This window comes from Flavobacterium sp. JAS, assembly GCF_020991455.1.
Taxonomy (GTDB): domain Bacteria; phylum Bacteroidota; class Bacteroidia; order Flavobacteriales; family Flavobacteriaceae; genus Flavobacterium.
In genome coordinates this window covers 63044-84790 of sequence record NZ_JAJMOX010000015.1, presented here as the reverse complement: position 1 = coordinate 84790, position 21747 = coordinate 63044, and the positions used below count along the sequence as shown (strand labels likewise).

General features: G+C 33.8%; 15 protein-coding genes. 4 read left to right on the top strand and 11 right to left on the bottom strand.

Going from position 1 to position 21747, the window contains the following annotated elements; all coding sequences use genetic code 11:
* Positions 1–418: 418 nt before the first annotated feature.
* The 3 genes from LPB88_RS21210 to LPB88_RS21200 all read right to left on the bottom strand — a co-directional run bounded on the left by LPB88_RS21210 (position 419) and on the right by LPB88_RS21200 (position 2811).
* Positions 419–1561 (bottom strand): hypothetical protein, encoded by a 1143-nt coding sequence (locus LPB88_RS21210; protein ID WP_230717660.1) that lies wholly within the window; start codon positions 1559–1561, stop codon positions 419–421.
* A 213-nt stretch (positions 1562–1774) separates the two neighbouring features.
* Positions 1775–2035: a hypothetical protein gene (locus tag LPB88_RS21205; protein ID WP_110834972.1), complete on the bottom strand. Its 261-nt coding sequence runs from the start codon at positions 2033–2035 to the stop codon at positions 1775–1777.
* Positions 2036–2136: 101 nt separating this feature from the next.
* Positions 2137–2811 carry a hypothetical protein gene (locus LPB88_RS21200; protein ID WP_230717659.1) on the bottom strand — a complete coding sequence of 225 codons (675 nt, stop codon included), beginning with the start codon at positions 2809–2811 and terminating at the stop codon, positions 2137–2139.
* A 406-nt stretch (positions 2812–3217) separates the two neighbouring features.
* Between LPB88_RS21200 and LPB88_RS21195 the strand changes: the two genes are divergently transcribed.
* Positions 3218–3928, top strand: coding sequence for a response regulator transcription factor (locus LPB88_RS21195; protein ID WP_230717658.1), 711 nt, complete (start codon positions 3218–3220; stop codon positions 3926–3928).
* Between the two features lie 44 nt (positions 3929–3972).
* On the opposite strand, the gene LPB88_RS21190 is transcribed toward LPB88_RS21195, so the two are convergent.
* Positions 3973–4719: a ThiF family adenylyltransferase gene (locus LPB88_RS21190; RefSeq protein ID WP_230717657.1), complete on the bottom strand. Its 747-nt coding sequence runs from the start codon at positions 4717–4719 to the stop codon at positions 3973–3975.
* Between the two features lie 436 nt (positions 4720–5155).
* Between LPB88_RS21190 and gndA the strand changes: the two genes are divergently transcribed.
* The 3 genes from gndA to pgl are packed head-to-tail and all read left to right on the top strand — an operon-like array spanning position 5156 to position 8829.
* The gene (gene gndA / locus LPB88_RS21185; RefSeq protein WP_230717656.1) at positions 5156–6565 is read left to right on the top strand and encodes an NADP-dependent phosphogluconate dehydrogenase; all 1410 of its coding nucleotides are present in this window, start codon (positions 5156–5158) and stop codon (positions 6563–6565) included.
* 28 nt (positions 6566–6593) lie between these two features.
* Positions 6594–8132, top strand: coding sequence for a glucose-6-phosphate dehydrogenase (gene zwf, locus LPB88_RS21180; protein ID WP_230717655.1), 1539 nt, complete (start codon positions 6594–6596; stop codon positions 8130–8132).
* On the top strand, positions 8113–8829 hold the full coding sequence (gene pgl, locus LPB88_RS21175) for a 6-phosphogluconolactonase (RefSeq protein ID WP_230717654.1): 717 nt from the start codon (positions 8113–8115) through the stop codon (positions 8827–8829). Before zwf ends, pgl begins: the two co-directional genes overlap by 20 nt.
* 428 nt (positions 8830–9257) lie before the next feature.
* Here pgl and eptA read toward each other — a convergent pair whose 3' ends face one another.
* The 7 genes from eptA to LPB88_RS21140 form a co-directional block, all read right to left on the bottom strand.
* Positions 9258–10778, bottom strand: a complete 1521-nt coding sequence (gene eptA / locus LPB88_RS21170) for a phosphoethanolamine--lipid A transferase EptA (RefSeq protein ID WP_230717653.1) — start codon at positions 10776–10778, stop codon at positions 9258–9260.
* A 199-nt stretch (positions 10779–10977) separates the two neighbouring features.
* Entirely contained in the window at positions 10978–13290 is a 2313-nt protein-coding gene (locus tag LPB88_RS21165) for a family 20 glycosylhydrolase (protein WP_230717652.1), read from the bottom strand.
* A gap of 240 nt (positions 13291–13530) precedes the next feature.
* Entirely contained in the window at positions 13531–14856 is a 1326-nt protein-coding gene (locus LPB88_RS21160) for a DUF5077 domain-containing protein (RefSeq protein WP_230717651.1), read from the bottom strand.
* 48 nt (positions 14857–14904) lie between these two features.
* Complete coding sequence (locus tag LPB88_RS21155) at positions 14905–15987, bottom strand: DUF5007 domain-containing protein (RefSeq protein WP_230717650.1); 1083 nt, start codon at positions 15985–15987, stop codon at positions 14905–14907.
* A 45-nt stretch (positions 15988–16032) separates the two neighbouring features.
* Positions 16033–16656, bottom strand: coding sequence for a fasciclin domain-containing protein (locus LPB88_RS21150; RefSeq protein ID WP_230717649.1), 624 nt, complete (start codon positions 16654–16656; stop codon positions 16033–16035).
* 30 nt (positions 16657–16686) lie between these two features.
* Positions 16687–18222: a RagB/SusD family nutrient uptake outer membrane protein gene (locus LPB88_RS21145; RefSeq protein ID WP_230717648.1), complete on the bottom strand. Its 1536-nt coding sequence runs from the start codon at positions 18220–18222 to the stop codon at positions 16687–16689.
* A gap of 11 nt (positions 18223–18233) precedes the next feature.
* A complete protein-coding gene (locus tag LPB88_RS21140) occupies positions 18234–21569 on the bottom strand; it encodes a SusC/RagA family TonB-linked outer membrane protein (RefSeq protein ID WP_230717647.1) in 3336 nt (1111 codons plus the stop codon).
* Between the last annotated feature and the right edge of the window lie 178 nt (positions 21570–21747).

Here is a 21747-nt window from a genome sequence, read left to right as displayed (position 1 = left end):
GTTTTAGGTTTTTTAAATAGTTAGTTCCTACAAAAAGGACATAACGAAACTAGACCTAAAAAAGAAGTTTAAAAAAAGATGGGATAAAAATCAAGATTTACACAAGGCCTCAATCAATCCAACAAGCTAATAATCAACAAAATACACTCTATCATCAAATAAAAAATCAAGAATAAATATAGATGAGAAGTCCGTAATTTAAGGCTTTAAAAATAAGAATATTAAAAAATTTAACATCATTAATAATGATATTCTATTTTTTTATAATTTATAATGTAAAATTGAATTTGTTTTTTTTGAGTTCTTTACCTGTATAATTTCTTTCATCAATAAGAGATTTATTTACCAAGCATTAAAAACTAAAAAAAGCCCATTTCCTAAGAAATGAGCTTTTTTAAAATCTTTAAAAGAATAGGATTTAAAATAATTCGCGATGAAAATTTTCAAAATAAATCTCAATCAATAACTCGGCACCTTTTGCAGATGCCAAATCGATTAATCCTATTTCGCAAAGTGCATCTATTCTGCACATTTGATCTCTAGTCGATTTTAGTTTTCCCACACATTTATCAAAAATAGCGATGTTTTCGATAGCGTTTTTTACAATTTTAATCAATTGTCTAAAATCATCCGAAGATAATTTACTGTCTTTTAGATAATTTTCTAATCTGGCTCCTTCTCTATAATGAGGATAATTTTCTAAACCCATAAAGGTTAACATCCACATTTTATTATAATTCCATGTTGTTTTAATAATACCAATGTAATCGGCTATTAACTCATCGTGCAAATTATTGGTGGCCTGTCCGTATTTTTTAAGCGTATACAAATGCGTAAATTCATGTTCTTTTCGAATAGAAACTGAATATAAATTCCATAAATCCTCTGTCAGTCCTAACTGATTCGCCTTTACGTCACTGTAAGGTTTTGTGCTTAAAATGATCATTTTATCTTTGTATAAAGATTTATTGGGCATTACATTGTCTAAAAATTCTGTGTTCCAGTCTCCTAAGGGATTATTTTGCAACCAGTTTTTTTTGATCATATTTAATCGTTTCGAATTGTTAAGACCATTCAATAATACGGCTCCCATTGATGAAGGAATGGCTACCGGATTGTTTTTATAGACTAAAGACCGTACTATTTTTACAAAATCTTCTTTGTGAGGTATGATTAAAACCGGGATTTTGCCTGCGATGCTTTCATGAACTTCAAAACTAATGTTTTTTGAATCTTCTAATTTTTGATAATCCTCTAATTTTATATCATTCATTTTTCCTCTTAAAACAACATCGATATAGAGGTCTAATTTATCTCTTTCTTTTTCAATCAAAAAATTCAATTGTGAATAACATTCTTTTAATATGCCAAAGATGTCTTTTCTGCCAGAAAAATTAAATATCGTTTCTTTCCAAAATTGAATTCCCTCATCTTCGACAATAGTAGATACCTCATAGTCATCGTTTAACGAAAATTTATTAAACAAATAAGTTTTAAGTTCATAAGATAAATCAATTGATACAACTTGATCAATTCGCTCGAGTGTAAGTGTATTATTCATTATTATTACGAAATTTGACGTTTAGCCAGCTGGTAAAGAAGCCATCCATAATTTGTGATTTGGGTCGGGTAACTTTAATTAATCGATCTCATTTTCTAGTATAGAAACTTTTTCTAACACCTATTTTATAAAAATGCTATCTATATATGTTTTGCAAAGAATTATACAAACTTTCGTAGTCTGTAATAACAGAATCATTTGAATTTACTCTGTTTAATTTGCTTTTTTTTTTGCGTTTAATTCCTGATCACTATGCTTTAGTTTTATAGGAATATTGATGTATAAATATTCTGGATCAGACTGATCTGTTACTTTAATTTTTCTTCCGTTTGGCAAACTTCTCCCAAAAAATTTTTCTAATGTTTCTTCGGGGTTAGTAATTAATGATTTTTTAAAATCATCGTTTTCCCAGGCTTCCGTAATTATCCTAAAAAACACATCCTGACCTTTTTTTTGTTCTTCTGTTAAAATCATTTTATTTATTCTTAAAATTAAAATTTTACTTCGTGCTTATCAAGATTATTAATCTATAACTTATTTGCAGAGAACTGATTAATTATCATACACATAATCTTTTAAGCTGTTAGTAAAGAGTATTCACATTCTTTATTTCGAAATGTTTTATTAGGCATATTATCAATGTTATCAGATGTTATTAAAAATTTATTATCAGAGTAAAACTTTTTCAAACCATCATAACTCATTGCTATTGGTATCGTTTCAGAACCCAGATAATTAATAGAGCTTCCTATAACTTCGGCTTGTATGCCAAGCAAATTCATAATTCGTAGCAGTTTGCTATCGCACTCTGCAAAAGCAATACCTTTTTTTTGCTCGCATAAAGGGGCAATTGCACACACCATTAGTCTTCTAAATAGTGTCTTATCTTTTATGTTTCTTTTGGTCGCAAATCGCCCAATGTGCCAAACTGAAGATAATTTTTCTGAAAGATCTAAAACACTTAAAGGATTAATATCAAAAATTTTCTGAAGCGGAAGCTTCATCTCATAATCCCATTTAATTACTCTAATCGATCCTTGAATATTTCCTGAGAAATCTTTGGCCACAAAAATTTCAGAATCTTTAAAATAATTTAATTCTTCATTATAAACTTCTTGTGTATCTGTGTTAACCTTTTCGGTACTTACATTTTCGCAATGATGATTAAAGTTTTCTTCTACTACAAACTTGGCTAATTCTGTTAATTGATTTAATTCTAATCTTTCAAGGTAATTCTGGTTAATAGTCATGGTAGTCCATTTGCTTTTGGTTATCATCAAAGCTAATTGTAGAAAACCGCACTATAACTACACTAAATAGTAGTATTAAGCTACCTGAAATAAATTGTACTTTAGGGTAATATTGTTTTTAAGCTATAAATTATAAAGAAAGAAATTAATTTTATAAAGATGGATTGATCGATCCCTTTTGAGCAAATAATGGTTTTATCCGTTTTAAAAGAAAACGCTATAGTTAGCTTAAGCTAAAAAACTAACCATTAATAATCAGCAAGTTACAGTAAAACATTTTTTTTTAAAGATCTGTGTGATTATTATCACACATAACAAAAAAATTAAATTAAATTTGATTAAAATTATCCAAATGAAAGAACAGGATTTAAACTCTTTTTTTGATTCCAGAAATATCATTTATGGTATGACAGATGAAGAAAGGTCAAAAAGATTTGATTATTTAGAACCTATTAAGGCATTTGCAAGAGCAACATATACAAGTCTTTACGTTATAGATTATTTAATACAAGGGTTTGAGTTTGTTTCTGATAACCCATTATTTTTATGCGGCAATACAGCACAAGAAGTGCTTGAAATGGGCTATTCTTTTTATTTTAAGCATGTTCCTGAAGCCGATTTAGAATTATTATTAAAAATTAATACTATTGGATTTGATTTTTATGAAAAAACGCCCTTAGAAGAGCGCCCTCATTATACCATATCTTATGATTTTCATTTAAGAAATCAGGAAGGAAAATTAATTTTAATCAATCAAAAACTCACTCCTGTTTTTTTAACATCAAGTGGAAAAATATGGAAAGCAATATGTATTATTTCATTATCATCTGAACGTAAGGCGGGTAATATCAAAATACACAAAAACGGAGAAAACACGGTTCAAAAGTATAATCTTGAACTGAATCATTGGGAAGATTCCAAAAGAATTGCTTTATCTAAAAGAGACAAAGAAATTTTACAGTTTTCGACCAGGGGTTTTACTATAAATGAAATTGCCGAAGCGCTATTTATTTCGCCGGATACGGTAAAATTTCACAGAAGAAATCTTTTTCAAAAATTAGAAGTAACGAATATTTCAGAAGCAATTGCTTTTGTAACCAGTAATAAATTAATCTAAAAAATAATCTCTTTAGATTAAGGTTTTAGATTTCATGTTTTTTTCTATCTGATCGTCGTTAAATAAAACTCCGGAAATACTTTTATGCGTTTATTGATACAGATATCAAACGCAATATTACTGCATATTCCAGCCACTAACCAGGAAGCAATAGAAAGTTGCGGAGGCGAAAGATTTTTGTTTTCATTTATATATTCCCCTAGAATTTTTTCCAGCCAGTCCTGCGGATTTTCCCAATACCTCATATATTCTAAAACATAATTGACGACATTAATTTCGCTAAATTTTTCGTCCGGTTTTCTTAATGCATCTAATCCTTCATCATCTGAAATAACTAATACTAATGCTCCCCATCCTAAATTATACGGATGCAAAACCGGTATCTTTTTTTTCTGGCAAATAGAGTCAAACAAAAGCGGAACATCAGAAGTAAAATCTAAAGCGTTTATAGCAACTTTGTGATCTTTTATATAATCTTCGACATTTTCCGGTGTTAAAAAACAATTATGAGTTGTAATTTTAGCTTCACTATTAATCGCAAGTAATCTTTCTTTAAGCGCTTCTACCTTAGGTTTTGAAATATCTTTTTCGGTATAATTTTGTCTGTTTAAATTTGATAATTCAACAACATCGCCATCGATTATGGTCAGAGTTTCGAAACCCAGTCTTAATAAACATTCGGCAATAACACTGCCTATACCTGCCCCGCCTAATAATATGGGAGTATTCTTTATTAATTCTTGTTCTTCAGGGCTAATATAAAGCCTGTTTCTTATATGTCGTTGATCCATGTCTAAATTTTACAGTAATTATAATTTATCTTTTGAAAGATATAAAAAAAGTAACAATATGATATTTGAAATTTGATTTTATTCCGGTTGATAAATTGAATTAATTATAATGATATCAAAATAGAAATTACTGATGTCATTATCTCAAAATAACCCATTATCTAAGTACTTTTATAAGAAATAAAAACAGATGAATTTAAAGGTGTTTTTAACGAACTTGAATATTATTTTTATATATAATAAAGCCTTAAAGAGGACCATTTATCCTATAATGTTTCATCATTTTTATTTAACTTAGCACAGTAGATCTTAAAATGTAAGATTAAAACAAACTTTATTTTTCTGCAAAAAACTGATTGAAAAAGTATTACCTTTTTTTCTCTTACATTTTTTCTGAAAAAAGCATCTTTCTAATAATTTTAGTTAATTGAAAACTATGAACAAATTTGATTTTGGAATTGTAGGGCTCGGCGTAATGGGTCGTAACTTACTTTTAAATATTGCGAGCCATAACTTTGCGGCAGCAGGTTTAGATTTAGATACTGAAAAAGTCAATTCTCTTCAACAAGAAGCAGACTCTGACCATACAATTGAAGCAACAACAGATGTTAAGCATTTTGTAGAGCTTATACAAAAACCAAGAGCTATTATGCTGCTGGTTCCGGCAGGAAAACCTGTTGACAGCGCAATAGCAAGTTTACTTCCTCATTTAGATAAAGGAGATATTATAATCGATGGTGGTAACACTTATTTCACCGATACAGACAGAAGATTTCTGGAATTATCTGCTAAGGGAATTCATTTCTTTGGAATGGGAATTTCCGGTGGAGAAAAAGGAGCGAGATTTGGTCCTGCTATGATGCCTGGTGGAGATCAGAAAGCATACGAGAGACTTCGTCCTATTTTTGAAGCTATTGCAGCAAAAGTTGATGGAGAACCTTGTGTTGAATATTTAGGAAACGGATCTGCCGGAAACTACGTAAAAATGGTTCATAACGGTATCGAATACGGAATCATGCAATTGATTTCTGAAATTTATGACCTGATGAAAAGAGGTTATAATCTGGATGAAGACACGATTCAGAAAACTTTTGAAGAATGGAATCAAACCACTGATCTTAAATCGTATCTGATCGAAATTACCGGAAAAATCCTGAAAGAAAAAGATGCAGACGGAAGCAAACTCATCAATAAAATCTCAGATTGGGCAAAATCTAAAGGAACAGGAAAATGGACTTCTCAAAACGCAATGGATTTGCAAGTGCCGGTTCCAACTATCGATGCAGCAGTTTTTATGCGCGATATGTCTAAAACTAAACCGGAAAGGATTGAAGCCGCTACTAAATTAGTTTGGAATACTAATCCAACCGATGTAAATGCAAGTGAAGCAATTTCGGCATTAAAATCGGCATTATACTTTTCTATTGTCGTGACTTATGCACAGGGATTAGCGCAGCTTCACACAGCTTCCAAAGAATACAATTACGGATTAAATTTAGAAACTGTTGCCAAAATATGGCGCGGAGGATGTATTATTCGTGCGAATGCTTTAGAAGATTTTAGAAAAGCATTTGCTGCAAAATCAGATTTACCAAACTTACTTTTAGATGCTGGAATCGCTTCAAAATTAACCGATAACCAAGCCGGAATAAGAACCGTAATTCAATTTGCTGTTCAACAAGGATTACCTGTAGCCGGACTTATGAATTCATTGGCCTATTTTGACGCCTACAGATCTGCAAATCTACCAACAAATCTAATTCAGGCACAGCGCGATTATTTTGGTGCTCATACCTACGAACGTATTGATACCACTGGAGTTTTCCACACACAATGGTCTGAATAAAGAACTATAAGCAACACAACACACACAAATGAGTAAGTTCAAAAATATAAATCCAACAGTCATTGTGATTTTTGGAGGAACCGGAGACCTGGCAAAGAGAAAGCTCTTTCCCGCATTTCAAAATCTGTATCTTGATGGCCGTATGTCAGACAAGTTTCAGATTATCGCGCTTGGAAGAGCCGAAAAAAGCGATGAAGAATTTCGCAGCTATGTCTTAGAAAATCTAAATACTTTTTCAAGAAAAAAAGGTCTTTCTGATCCTGAAACTCAAAAATTTCTTTCCCACATAACGTATCATAGTCTTGATATCGACAAAGAAGAATCTTATCAAAGTTTAAATGAAAAGATAAACAATATCGATGAGTCCTTTGGAGAACGTGCCAATCGTCTTTTTTACCTTTCGATTACGCCTTCTTTCATTACTACAATCTCAAGTAATATCAAGAAAATTGGCCTTGCCGAAAATCCAAAACAAGACCGTATTATTATCGAGAAACCTTTTGGTTACGATAAAACTTCTGCTATTGGGCTTAATGCGATGCTTTCGCAGACTTTTAAAGAAGAACAGATTTACAGAATCGATCATTATTTAGGTAAAGAAACTGTTCAAAATATCCTTGCTTTCCGTTTTGGAAATTCGATGTTTGAACCTTTATGGAGCCGTAATTTTATTGATTTTGTCCAGATTACAGTTGCAGAAGAAGTTGGCGTTGAAGAACGCGGCGGATTCTATGAAGGTGTTGGTGCATTGAAAGATATGATTCAGAACCATTTGCTTCAAATTTTATGTATGACCGCTATGGAGGCGCCGGCCTCATTAGAAGCAGATGATATTCGTAACCGTAAGGCAGATGTTTTAAAATCTATTCGCCGCATCAAGCCGGATGAAGTGGATCACTACGTTGTCAGAGGGCAATATGATGCAGGTGAAATAAAAGGAAATCCAGTTCCCGGATACCGTCAGGACAAAGGAATTGCTCCAGATTCTACTACAGAAACCTATGTGGCAATGAAAATTTATCTGGACAACTGGAGATGGCAGGGAATTCCGTTTTATCTGCGCACAGGAAAAAGAATGGAAGAAAAGCAGTCTTCTATCATTATACAGTTTAAACCGGTTCCGCATTCTGCATTTTCTTATGGAAAACAAGGTATGACACCAAACAGACTTATTATCAATATTCAGCCTGCAATGGATATCAAGCTGCAGTTTATGACCAAAAAACCAGGTCTGTCGCTTTCTTTAAGACCGGCAGAAATGATATTTGATTATTTTGCCTGCTCGACAATGTCACCTGAAGCTTATGAAACGCTTATAGCTGACGCTTTAGCAGGAGATCCTACCCTATTTATGCGTTGGGATCAGGTAGAACAAGCATGGGATGCTATTGACACTATTCAGCAGGTATGGAAAACTACAGCACCAACCAATTTTCCTAACTATAAAGCTGGAAGCTGGGGACCTGAAGAAGCTAACGAATTATTGGCTCGTCAGGGACATGCATGGATTCCGAACACACAAAATAAAATAACCGAAGAAATCTTAGATGATACAGATATACAATAATACAGAAGAAATTAATACCGCGGCGGCAGATCTTTTTGTAACATTAGCACAGAAAGCAATTGCCGAAAAAGATAAATTCACCGCTGTACTTACAGGAGGTTCATCTCCTGCAGGGATTTACAAATTATTAGCTTCTGATGATTACAAAACTAAAATAGACTGGAGTAAAGTTTTTATATTCTGGGGAGACGAACGTTGGGTTCCTCTTAATGATGACCTCAGCAATGCAAAAATGTCTTATGCCGCATTGCTAAGCCACGTTCCTATTCCGTCCGAAAATATTTTTGAAATGTACAAAGATGGTGTTACACCAGAAGATTATGCAGTTACCTACGAGCAATCTATTCGAAAAGTATTGGGAGAGGAAGGAAAATTCGATCTTATCTTATTAGGAATGGGAGACGACGGACATACAGCTTCGCTTTTTCCTGGTCAACCTGTGTTGGAAGAACAAACTAAATGGGTTTCTGCCTACTATCTTGAACCTCAAAAAATGCACCGTATTACCCTTACTGCACCATTAATAAACAAAGCCGAAAAGATTATTGTAGTAGCTTTTGGAGAGAAAAAAGCACCTGCATTAAAGGAAGTAACAACTGGAGCATATAATCCTGCAACTTACCCAATGCAACTGATTAAACCCGTTTCTGGTGAATTATTATTTCTGGTAGATAAAAGTGCTGCCGGAACAAATTAAGGAATCGTTTTTACAATCTATATTAAAGGTTTATGCTGAAAAGTATAAACCTTTTTTTTTGTTAAAAACCATTCTACCAACATTTTGCCCCTAACGCCACAAAATACAAACTTTAAAACATTATGAATGTATGTTTATCAAGAATTAAAATATGGCATTATTTACTAAATACTAATACCAGAAAAATACCTTCAAAACTACATATTGATAGTGCGAACTGTGCCGTTAGGCACTAAATGTTGGTAGAAAACATGAATTGGAATAAATTTAGCGTGCCATAGGTACGCAATAGGCATCTTTTTGTTGCGTACCTACGGCACGCTGTTATCTTTTGTACCTAAATTAGCTACCAACATTTAGTGCCTAACGGCACAAATTGCAGACTTTCATCTTTTAATTGGCATCAAAAATTACTATCCGAAAATTAATTATTTAAAGATGTTCATTTTCTCATCATAAATTGGACTTTGCACGCTTAAGAAATTTAAAACACTGTGAAACACATTGTTCTGTGATAGTACTTTATTAGGCTTGAGCTGTTTTGAACCGTCCGACGTCCAAACTATAAAAGGAATTTCATATTGTTCTTTAGGAGCAATACTTAAAGGTAATCCATGCATATATAGATTATTTTCGCCCAAAGATTCTCCATGATCCGAAACAAAAATCATTGCACTATTAAATTCTTTTAATGCCTTTAAATCCTCAATTACATGATATAAGATATAGTCTGTGTAAACAATCGTATTGTCATAAGCGTTGATTAGCTCTGTTTGAGAACATTTTCCTAATTCAACGCTATTACAAACGGGTTTAAAAGTCTCAAATCGAGCTGGATATTTCTTGCTATAAGTAGGTCCGTGACTTGTACTGGTATGCAATACTATTAATATTTTATTCTTTTTACTGGCTAATATTCGCTCTTTTAATCCGATCAGGAGAACCTCATCATAATTACATCCTTCGCCTTTACAATTTTGTTTTAAAACATCTCTATTTTGATATTCTTTTATATGAATTGGCGGTTCTCCCCAGTTTGTAGTTCTCCAAATAACATCTACATTGTTTCTGTATAAATAATTAGGTAAAACTTCATATAAATCATCTGTATGTGTATGTTCTAAAATGCATTTTACACCGGCAGTAGTATAAGTAGCACCAGAAGTCGCTTCAAAATGAAATAGATCTGGTGTTTTGGAAAGCAAAGGATTCGTGTTTTTCTTGTATCCATATAAAGAAAAATTCTGGCTTCTTGCAGACTCTCCTATGACCAAAACTACAACTGATTTCTTATTATCTTTTATGGTAGCACTGGGTAATAAAATTTCTTTTTCATTCTTTTTATATTGATGAATATAAAAAAGAGCTGTATTTACGGTGTAAGACCAAGGCATTGCAAGTCCTCCTAATGTTTTTGAATTTTTATCAATCCACAACCAATTACTGGCATTAGCAAATATTAAAGTTAGGATAAATAAAAGAGTAAGTGAAGAGGTAATTAAAAATTTCTTTACTGTTACATTTATAATTTTAGCTTTAATAATATAAATGGCAGGAATAACGCCTAGCAGAATTATATATAGTATTAATTTGATGGAAAAAAAACTGGCAGATTCTTCACTATTGGTATTAAGTATATTACCAATCATACTTTCGTCTATTATAACGCCATAAGTATTTACAAAGTAAACTGCAATTGCATTGATCATAAAGAATAAAACCAATAAAGTTTTTCCAACAAAACGTGATGCAAAAAAAATCAGATAAAAAACAAAAGCATTCAAAACCAACATTAGAATAATTAAGCTAACTACAATGGTAATACTGCTTGAGCTTTTATAATCGACATTATTAAAAACGAAGGTGAAAAATGGAAAATGAAAAAATAAAAAATTAAGCAAACTCATCAGTAAAACAAAATGAGTAATTTTTAAATTATTTTTTAACATAAACAGTAATGATTTTAAATAGTGAAATGGCTGCACTAGTTAATGATATTGTCGCTTCATTGTTTAAAACAGATCAAAGGCTCAAAAGCCTATTTCTTATGAAACAGGCTTCTTTATGCCTTTTATTATTATTTACAAAGGTAATCCTTATTACTCACATACCCTTTAAAATGTGTTAGTTAACTCTTTTCATATGCTATTATTCGTCTTCTTTTATAGCTTTAATTTCAGCTTCTGATAAGATTTGATTGAATACTTTTAGGTTTTTCATTTTTCCGATAAAAGAATTCTTGCTATCCCCAATTTTATCCAGTGGAAAAAACAGTGTTTTCATAATCCAAATCGTATCCTTTTTGTTCCCGAATGGAATTCCTTCTCTTTCCAGTTTTTTAACCAACTTGCCATTTATATACAATGTAGTCGAGTTATTATCTCCCGAAACCGCAATGCTGCTCCACTCCTTTTCCGGAATTGCAACTCCAAAATCATAATCTTTACCTTCGTGAGAAAAACCAAGATTAGAAGTGTTTCCTTGTTTTAATTTCACAACCGCATGATCCGATTGAAAAAGAACCGCATTGTCAGCATTGTTTTCAGAAGGTTTCACTTTAAAAACAACTGTATAATTATACCCAATTTCCTTGTAAGGAAGTTTCACCTGACTGCTACTATTCTTAAAATTTAGTACTTTTCTGGCTCCATCCTTTACGTAACTTACATCGACTATTTTTTTTACTTCTTTGTCGTTCCCTTTCATTTCATAGTTTACAACCAAAGGATCTTTACTCAAAATTTTCCCTCTCAAATTCAATCCCGGACCTTCATTGATAAATTTAACCTTACCCGAAAAATCATTAAAATTTACCTTTTGATTTGTTCCGCTCCACATTTTTTCGCTTAATACCTGAATTGCAGGAAAAACTCTGTCAGTAACATCCTGAGTGGTAATTCCGTTGTTTGCCACATCATTCCACACGGCAAACATACCGCCTCGAATAAAAGGATCTCCCATTTTAAAAACTATATCACCAATTGCTACAGGTTCCCATTTTTCATATAAATATTTCAAATCTAAATAATCGTAATAATACCCCGCAGCTGGCACAATATAAAGATACCCATCCGGCGTACTGATTAGCGGATATCCCAATTCTTTCATTTTCAAAGGATCAGCATAACCATTATACCAGGCATTCATGGTTACACCTTTTGAAGTAACTGGAGTTACACCCTGAGCATGTGTTAAGGCTCCCCAAACCCTGACATCTTTGCCAAAACTTTGTACATATTTTATAAAATGATCTGTGAATTTTCTAAAGGGTTCTGCCTCTTCTTTGGCATATTCATCAGTACCAATATGTACTTCCTTAAAACGAAATACCGGATTTTTACCTTCCAAATATTCTTTAAATATATTTTCTACAATAGTGTAAGTCTCCGGATTTTTTATGTCAAGATGATCTTTTCCATATTTTTTGCTCGCAATTTGCGGAAATGCTTTAGAAATAGCCAATGAATGAGCAGGAACGTCAATCTCCGGAATAATGTTTATTCCGTAACTCTCGGCCAATACTTGTAAATCGATAAATTCTTTCTTGGTGTAAAATTCGCCCTTTGTGGGTAGATTTGGATATCGTTCATTTTCCAGTCTAAATCCGCTATAGGTTTTATCCCAGTCATTGTCAAAATGTTTTGCAAATGCATTATCGCTTAAATGTATCTGAAAATCACTCATTTTATAATAGGACATCAACTTTACGTAATCTCTCAAAAAATCTATCTTGAAATATTTTCTTCCCACATCCAATAAAAAACCTCTTACTTCATATTTTGGATAATCCCTTGAAATTCCTTTAGGCAAAGTGCAATGTTTTGTGTCTTGTTCTAGTATTTGCAAAATGGTGCGTGTTCCCCAAAATGCTCCTTTGTATTGAGCAGCATTAATAGCAACATAATCACGAATGGAAAGTGAATAACCTTCTGTTCCTAATTCTTCCTTTTTCCCATTAAGGGAAATAAAAATATCTCCTGCTTTTGGATTACCTATACTAACTTTTAGCTTTAAATTATAGGCTTTATCTAGATCGTCCTGAAAGGTTTTTGCCGCTTGCAGAAGTGTTTCTGCATATTTTGCATCAACTATAATTCTTGATTTTGAGGTCAATATAAAATTTCCTTCCTCTCCATGCCATTCTCGTAATGACGGAATCACAAAAGGTTTTGCATTCTTTCCCTGATTATTAAAAGTTCCTTCTACGTTTACAACCCACGGAATTTCCATAGACGAACCATTCTCAATTTTAACCGCTTTGAACAATAGATTAACCATCATATCATTCAACGGAGTAAAAACAGTTCCTGATTTAGTTATTATCGAAAGGTTATCTGAACCTATCAATTGCAAACTAAAACCTTCAGGGCATTTGGGTGTTTTATAGGTTGTTATTTCTTTTGAAATAACCGATTCAAATGTTATTTTTTCTACTAAAAAAATCGAATCTGACTTTGTCATTTTCGATTGTGTTAATGCTCGGGGTGAGACTAAAAAAAGACTTATAAGAATCAGATAATGTTTGTAATCCATTTTTAAGTTTTTAAAAAATTAGATTTATACTTTTTACAAATAAAAATCCTGCCTACTTTAATCGATAGATTAGTTCAAAAAAACTCCATTAGAGAGGCCCTAATGAAGTCTTTTCAACTAATCAAAAACCAATTCATTGGTAAAAAATTCTACAAATAAAAACTACAATTAAGGCAATGTCGTAAGATTAACCGTTGGTTGATTTCCTGTGGCCGTTCTTGTAAACTTTGTATATTTAGCAACATACACAGGGAAGAAACCACCGTTTTGAAGATAAAAACTTCCGTTTTGTATTCCTCCTGCATAATCCATTCGCTGTTTGTTGTCGCCAGTGGCATCAATTGTAAATTCTGCCGTGGTTCTTTCTATCCAAGTGCCTTCTACAGTGCGAACCCACTGATTATTAAAAAGTACTTTTCTGCCAAGATATCCTTGTTCCGGGTCAAAATTTTCAAGGAAAGAATAAAATCCCGTTAGATAAGTAACTGTATTAGGTCTTTTCCATGTTGCAATAAATTTCCAGCTTCCTGCTTCAGGAGCAAAAAACCATGCTGAATAAACAGTCGCTCCTGTTCCGTCTGGCTTAGCCTGAGTAAGAAACTTATAGGTATTTCCGGCAACCCAGTTGTAAACCAAATAACTTTGTCCGCCAGTGCCTTCTCCTCCAAAAGCATTATCAACTACATTTGGGCCTTTGCGCACTAATGTTGTTTTGCCTACAGATGGATCCCAGACAGAAAACAGAATTCGTCTTTCTGTTGCTGAATTAACCTGGATTCCAAAATAACCTTCTCCAAAACCATTAGCCATAAAGTAAGAACCTATTTTATCTTCTCCCACAGGAATAGTTACTTCATTATAATTCCATTCATTGTTTGAAGTAGGTGTTCCCGCATCGTAACTCAAATGAACTGACGGGCCTCTTCTTGACCAATAATAATTAGCTGGATCATTTGCATACAATACATCTGAAGCTGTTGCAGCACCGCTAATTACCAAATCAGAAACCTCAGCGTAGTTGCTTCCTGTTTTACTAACGCCTTGAAAATCTACTTTTACATAACCAACACTGCTAATATTAACAGTTGCTACGTTGTACGTTGCGTAATTTTTTCCGGTTACGTTTACATTATAAGAAGTTCCGTTTATCGTGACTTTAATGGTACTATTCCCAGACGGAACTTTGGCTTTTACTTTTACTGTTAAAGCCCCCGTAAGTCCCAGTCTAAAATAAGCACTAAAAATACTATTGGGATTTGTCCAGCCAGCCAAAGAAGTAGCCGTAACATTTTCTGTGCCGCCTGCCGCCAGGTTTGTAACATAGGCATTGCCTCCCATAGAAACCGTATAAGCTGCCGCTGGTTTACTGGTACTTTCATTTTTTACCAAACTATTTTGATCGTTGGCAGTTATCTCTTCTTTATTACAAGAATACAAACCACCAGTTATTAATACAAGTAACATAAATCCAATTCTTTCTTTAATTCGTCTCATAATTTTATTGTTTTGAGGTTAAAAAAAATCTATTTATATATAAAAAAGTTATTTCTTCGTTGTGTACGGGATTTTCATTTTAATTTCCCATGTACCTGAATCATTAATCTTCATTCCCCATCGTATATAGGCTCTATTGCGGATTTGCCCTGTAGAAGGGTCAAGATATTTACTCCAATCCCTTACTCCATTGTCTGCTTCAAAGGCGTCTTTGTCTACTGTAAAAGCATCAGCAGTGGTTAAATAATACATTAAATAGGCATCATTTCCGGTATAGTTTCTGGCATATTGCGGGAATGGCGGAGCCGGTAAACCAAAAGTGGTACTTTCAGAATCCAAGACTGTTCCTATGGTATTATCATGATAATTCTGCAAAGGCTCAGATCCTCCTCCATAGTTAAAAACAACTTTATTAGGATCAAGAGGTGTACCATGACTATCTGTAATAATCATTTTTACTTTTACTGCCAATTTAGGCTCATCACTTATTTTTACAATGGTAACATAAGGATCTGTCCCGTCTAATACACCCGGCACTTTTGGATCATTATCATTAACTATAGAATAGGTATATCCGGTATCATAAACACCAGCTCCTCTACCCAATTGTAGTCTTGATCGAATCTCGGTTTTGAACTCTATAGGTACGAAAGGTCCCATTTTTACACGTGTAAACTTGTCTAATTGACGTTCTCCTCGAACATTTTTTGCATTTACATTAACGATAAAATTATCGTTAACAACTGCTTTCGAAGCTTGTGTAAAAACAAACTCTCCACTTACCGGATTCATTATAATCGAGGGCTGCGGACTCAACTTTAATTTTTTCATTGCTAACTCCAGCGTAGTGTCTGTAGTAGGATCAAATGGAGCCGTCCAGGTTAAGATCTCATGTTTATCTTCTAGTTCAGTGGTTGGTTTTCCGTCCTTATCCGTAATACTGGTAATTGCCCATTCTAACGGATATGTTGATCCTTCGACTGCCGGTGGAGCCGAAGAAAAAAAGACGCCACGAGGAACCGTTATCGTGTCTTGTAGTGAATGTATATTATCACTGATATAACCCACTTCGGGCTGCTCACAGGACAACACAAATAGTGCAATCCCAAATAGATAAATTATTTTTTTCATATTGATGTTTTTTTATAATAGATGTCGTTCATTTAAAACAAGAACTTAATCTATGTAATTTGAAAAATGATGCGATCCTTGAAGAACATGAATTACTCCGTTTGTAGAAATTAAATTAGAAGTTCTAACTACCGTTTTAACATCATCATCAACAGCATCTGTTGGATCCCAATCGTCACCACCTTTAACAGTGTAATACACATATTCCGGAAACTCATCCAGTTGGTCTTTATAATCTTCTACAGGCTCGAGAGAAAGTAATCTTTCCTCTCCGTTATGTGCTGTATAAACTTTTCCTTCTTTTACCAATTTGCTGCGATCCAGGCTTTCGTTAAAAATATACGCGCCCAGCATTTCTTTCAAATCGGCAACAGGAATATCGTTAATACCATAATTCTGATTCTCCTCTATGTCTTTCATATAAAGAATATATTTTTTAATAGACAAGTTATTTGGAGCGAAGAGCGTGGTTGATTTAGCATTGACCACATCAATCATATCTGCTTTTTGAATTAAAATAGCCAAAGTGTCTAATTGTTTATTTGATTTTAGAAAATCATAAGTAGACACTCCAACATTTTGGTTGGCCAAACCTCCGTCTATTAGATAGTCATCGTTTGAACAGGAAGTCAAGCTAAATAGTACTATTAATACATATATATATTTCATGTTTATGTTCTTTAAAGATTATTAAATAAATTACAGTTTGCCTTTCCAGTAATCGGTTTGAATAAGGGCTGGGTTAATTGAAATCATTGATGGATCAACTGGCCAAAAGCAACCATCATGTGAAATTCTGCCAGGGGTCATCCAGCTTACTCCCGAAAAGTAATTCAGTCTTATTCTGTCAAAACCTGATTGTCCTTCTCCAACCAACTCAATAGCGCGTTCATCAAATATGGCTTTCGTTAATGATGTACGGTCAGTAGCTCCGGTATAATCGGGTACGTTAGCTTTAGATCTGATCATATTAATATCAGCAACAGCGGCAGCACCATTTCCTAATTTCATATTCGCTTCTGCTCTAAGAAGATAGACATCTGCCAATCTGAAAACTAAAATATTAGACTCTGAAAATCTTGCGTATGAATCTGATGCTTGCCCGTCTTTAGCGGTTTGAGAATATTTAAGTAAAGAAGATTGTTCGGAAGAATCAAAATCACTAAAAAATAACGTTTTACGGATATCATTATCACGATCACTGTCAGAATTCATCATTTCCTTACCATAAAAATCTTCGCTTATAATTGGCGCATTACCATTTGGATCTTTGAAAAAAGGATTCGTTAATGTTAATCCTGTAACGTATGCATCTTCATCGCTAACGCGGTACGATTCATTCATCGTGGCACTAACATTAATCTCGAAAAGCCCCGTTTTTGATTGACCAATGCACATATCATTAAACCCATCTACACCTTCATTTACATAATCAATAAGCGACGCATTACTATTAGAAATTACAGAATTGGCAGCTGCAAGCGCCTGATTAATCATAGTAATATTGTCCTGATCTCTGCTCGCGTACCAAAGAGCAATATGTGCTTTTAAGGCCTCGGCACTTGCTTTATTGGCCGTAATAGCCCATTTTGAAGCGCCTGGAGAAGAATATTTTAATAAACCAATTGCTTTATTGGCCGCAGCCAAAGAAACATCCAATACTTTTAGTTCGTTTTCTCTCGGTTTTGTAACGATATTACCGTCTTTAATCAATTGATCTGATGTTTCTATAACTTCGTCTACAATAGGTGCATCACCCCAAATACGGGCGATGTAGAAATAAGCTAATGATCTTATAAAAGCGGCTTCTCCTATTAGTCTGTCTTTCTCCGCTTTTGATTTGAATTTGCTGTCCGGCATTTCACTAACGTGTTTCTCGATTGAAAGTGCCCAGTTTGCTGCTCTGTAAAATCCTTTCCAATTGCGGGATGCATCACGATACGCTAAAACGTAATTTCCGTTTCCTTCGATGTAATCAACAATCCAGTTTTCACTGTCCATAAAAGTCATTCCCGTAAACTCTCCCCATAACATAAAGTTCGAATCTGTCATCAAAGCCTCTTTAAGTAAAGCATAATCTCCTGCTACAGCAGATTCAACATTCTCTTGAGAAACCCAGAAATTTTGTGGCGTTGCAAGTCCTAATGGTTCCTGGTCCAGCATATCTGTACAGCCAAAAGTGCTGCACAAAACAAGCATTAAGGCTATTATTTTACTATGTGTATATTTTTTCATTTTCGAGTCAATTAAAATTTAACATCCAATCCAAATGAGATTGTTTTTGTTTGTGGATAGCTATTTCTAAGAGTATATCCCATTTCATCTACCTGAGAAGCATCTGCCACTACTTTAGAACGCTGCCATTGGTACGGGTTAATAATCGAACCATAAATACGTACACGAGAAATATGTATTTGTTCCAGAATACGGCTTTTATCAATTGTGTATCCAATAGAGGCGTTTGTTATTTTCCAATAATCACCACTTTCTTTCCACAGAGACTGACCGCTTCTAAATCTATAATACGGCGTAGTATTTGGTCGTGCCGGATATAAAGCCGGATAATGTACTCCCGCTGCACCGTCTCCCGGATTCTCCCAAAAAGAGAGATTACTTAAATCTTGCAGTCCTTTAACAGCCCAATCATCGCCTCTGTCATAATTATCTAAATATTTTTGTGTTGACGAATCTATAATATCAGAACCAAATGAGAATTGGCTGTAAGCTTGTAAATACCATCCTTTGTATTTTAAGTTTAAATTGAATAAACCTGTAAAATCCGGTGTTGGTTTAAATGAAGTATCTAATTTATAATCGCCCGCTTCATCTAACAGATAATCGCCGTTGTAATCTTTCCAGATTGGTGTACCAGGTGCAATAGTGCCCCAAGCCGACTTACCGTGTAGTACTTCACCTGTATATGGATTTACAGGTAACTGACTCAAATCATCAATGATATACTCATTTTTGAATTGTACAGGAAGAATTAATGGCATTCCAACTACATATCCATAATTTCTATCTGTATCTACATCATATCCGTAGTAATCTTTGTTTCCGTTAGGAAGCTTCGTTACGAAGTTTTTGTTTTGACTAACTCCCGTGCTTATTTCCAGTTTCCAAGGATTTGTACTTGAGAATATTTGGAATTTAACCATTGATTCCCAACCATAATTCATTACTCCAGCCACATTTGACTTTGCCTGATTGAATCCTGAATAAGCAGGAAAAAGTGTTTCGAATAATAAATTTTCTGTTTTCTTATTATAAGCATCAAAAGTTACATTGATACGATTGTTAAACAAATCCAGATCAAAACCAATATCCCATTGTTTCGAACTTACCCAGGAAAGATTCGGATTTCCGATAGTATTGTAATCTGTCACAACTCCTGTTGTACCTCCGTAAGTAGAAACATTCATCAGGTTAGACCATAATGAAGATGGATTTCCACCGTATCCTAATTTGTAGGATCCGTATCTTAAAAAATTCTCATCAATTTCGTTTCCATTTACACCGTAACTGGCTCTGAATTTTCCATAGCTCAAAAAGTTTAAACCTAGATTTTTGATAAAAGGTTCATCAGAAAATATCCAGCCTACTGCGGCAGAAGAGAAATTAGCATATCGAACATCTTCTCCAAAACGAGAAGAACCATCTCTACTAAAAGCCACATCAATCATAAAGCGATCTTTATAACGATACCCTAAACGACCAAAATAAGACAACAGAGCATTTGATTCTATACTTGTATAACCGTTAATCTGATTTTGAGTATATCGGTCGTTGATAACCTTAATAGCATCTACACCAAATCCTTTGGCATAAATAAACATATCTTCGTATTTATTATAATCTGTTTTTTGACCTAATACAGCTGTAACGGTATGGATTCCAAATTTTTTATAATAGTTGACATAAAGATCCGATGATAAATTTTTACGGTTATACAACGCATAACTTGCAAAACCATCTCCCTCTTCACGGACTGTCGAAGGCTCATAATAATTTTTCTTTTCAGAACTATACACATAATTAAACTGAGCATTAACCGAAAAAGCACTAGTGAAATCATATTTCATAAAATCTGACAAAGTCATTTGTACGGTTTCGTCAGTGTTTAGTTTTTCGGAAAGTTCTCCTTTTAGCGCTTTTGTTTTAGCATCAGAAACATAAAACAAAGAAGAATTTAAATCAGAAGGATCCGTTGGTAAGGTATTGTTAAACTGAAATTTTCCACCATCGGGATTTCCCTGACCCGTTTGATTATCGGTTTGTACTAAATTCACTCTAAATTGATTGTCAAAATTCTGACCTACTTTAGAATTAACATTCCCAGAAAAAGTATAACGTTTAAAACCTGAGTTTTGAATAACTCCCTCTACATTATCATAACCTAACGACAATCTATAGTTTGTAGTTTCGCTTCCGCCTCTCATGCTTAAATTATATTTATTAGAAATTCCGGTTCTATAAAATAATCCCTGATAATCAACTTTATTATTAAACGCCGGATTCAAACTATCAGATAAAACCATTGGCACATGGGATGTCTGCACATCATCAGACTTCCACCATTTATAAAGCATCGCCATTTTGGCATTTCTTTCAGCAGATCCAATATTCATTGGCACTAAATTAGGAATTGGAGATATTCCTGTGTTTAATGAAAAAGTAAACTCGGGTTTATCCAAAGCGCCACCTTTTTTCGTCGTAATGATAATAACCCCATTTGCTCCGCGTGATCCGTAAATCGCAGCGGCAGAAGCATCTTTCAGGAAATCTATTTTTTCAATATCATTTGGATTCAGGGAAGCTAAAAAGTCTGTATTAGAAGTATTATATCCTGCTAAATCTTCCAGTGAAGTCTGTACTCCGTCAATTACATAAAGCGGACTGCTGTATCCAGAACCGGATAAATTAGAGTTCCCACGGATAACTAAAGACCCTCTTCCTCCGGGAGCTCCCGTTTGTGTAGGAGTTTGTATTCCTGTGGCCAAACTACCAATGATAGAAGAAACACTGATTACCGGAATATCCTGCAAATCTTTACTGCTAATAGTAGATACTGCAGCATTGACATTTTTTTTATGTACTTTTTGATATCCAATAATTACAACATCACTCAAATCATTTTGTGCCGATTTAAGTTTAATATTATAATTTTTCTGACTGCCTACAACTATCTGTTTGCCTTCATAACCAACAAAAGAGATTATAAGAACATCCCCTTCTTTTGCAGCAATAGAGAAACTCCCGTCGGCTGTAGTAATGGCCTGCGTGGTTGACCCTTTTACTTTAATAATAGCACCTGATAAATTTTCGCCCAGTTCTCCTGAAATTTTTCCGGTTATGATATTGTCGATTGTTAGAAAAACTAAATCCTTTTCTGTTTTTGAATTCTCAGAATACTCCATCAAATTGGTTTTGTTTAAATGGAGAGCATGTAATAAAGTATGTCCAAAAGAGGAGATACTGAATAAGGTCACACAAAAAAAGATCGATCTCTTTTTCATCCGAAGAAATAGCTTCTTTTGTTTCGTTAACATCCCGGTATTTGCCGGGCCTAACAGGTTTTTCATAAAATTGGTTTTTTATTGGTTAATAAATTGGTTACTTATGCAGCATTCATAAAGTTTCATTCGTAAAATAACTTCCGGTTCATTCTTTATGAATGGGTTTTCAATCCTGTTTTTTAAAATCAAAATCGGTTAAGTTTTAATTTTAAAAAGGGTAAAATGAGGACAAAAAGCGTCCCTT

Coding starts and splice junctions, on each gene's coding strand:
- LPB88_RS21210 (WP_230717660.1), bottom strand. CDS start 1,561: ATGAATAATACACTTACACTCGAGCGAATTGATCAAGTTGTATCAATT.
- LPB88_RS21205 (WP_110834972.1), bottom strand. CDS start 2,035: ATGATTTTAACAGAAGAACAAAAAAAAGGTCAGGATGTGTTTTTTAGG.
- LPB88_RS21200 (WP_230717659.1), bottom strand. CDS start 2,811: ATGACTATTAACCAGAATTACCTTGAAAGATTAGAATTAAATCAATTA.
- LPB88_RS21195 (WP_230717658.1), top strand. CDS start 3,218: ATGACAGATGAAGAAAGGTCAAAAAGATTTGATTATTTAGAACCTATT.
- LPB88_RS21190 (WP_230717657.1), bottom strand. CDS start 4,719: ATGGATCAACGACATATAAGAAACAGGCTTTATATTAGCCCTGAAGAA.
- gndA (WP_230717656.1), top strand. CDS start 5,156: ATGAACAAATTTGATTTTGGAATTGTAGGGCTCGGCGTAATGGGTCGT.
- zwf (WP_230717655.1), top strand. CDS start 6,594: ATGAGTAAGTTCAAAAATATAAATCCAACAGTCATTGTGATTTTTGGA.
- pgl (WP_230717654.1), top strand. CDS start 8,113: ATGATACAGATATACAATAATACAGAAGAAATTAATACCGCGGCGGCA.
- eptA (WP_230717653.1), bottom strand. CDS start 10,778: ATGTTAAAAAATAATTTAAAAATTACTCATTTTGTTTTACTGATGAGT.
- LPB88_RS21165 (WP_230717652.1), bottom strand. CDS start 13,290: ATGACAAAGTCAGATTCGATTTTTTTAGTAGAAAAAATAACATTTGAA.
- LPB88_RS21160 (WP_230717651.1), bottom strand. CDS start 14,856: ATGAGACGAATTAAAGAAAGAATTGGATTTATGTTACTTGTATTAATA.
- LPB88_RS21155 (WP_230717650.1), bottom strand. CDS start 15,987: ATGAAAAAAATAATTTATCTATTTGGGATTGCACTATTTGTGTTGTCC.
- LPB88_RS21150 (WP_230717649.1), bottom strand. CDS start 16,656: ATGAAATATATATATGTATTAATAGTACTATTTAGCTTGACTTCCTGT.
- LPB88_RS21145 (WP_230717648.1), bottom strand. CDS start 18,222: ATGAAAAAATATACACATAGTAAAATAATAGCCTTAATGCTTGTTTTG.
- LPB88_RS21140 (WP_230717647.1), bottom strand. CDS start 21,569: ATGAAAAACCTGTTAGGCCCGGCAAATACCGGGATGTTAACGAAACAA.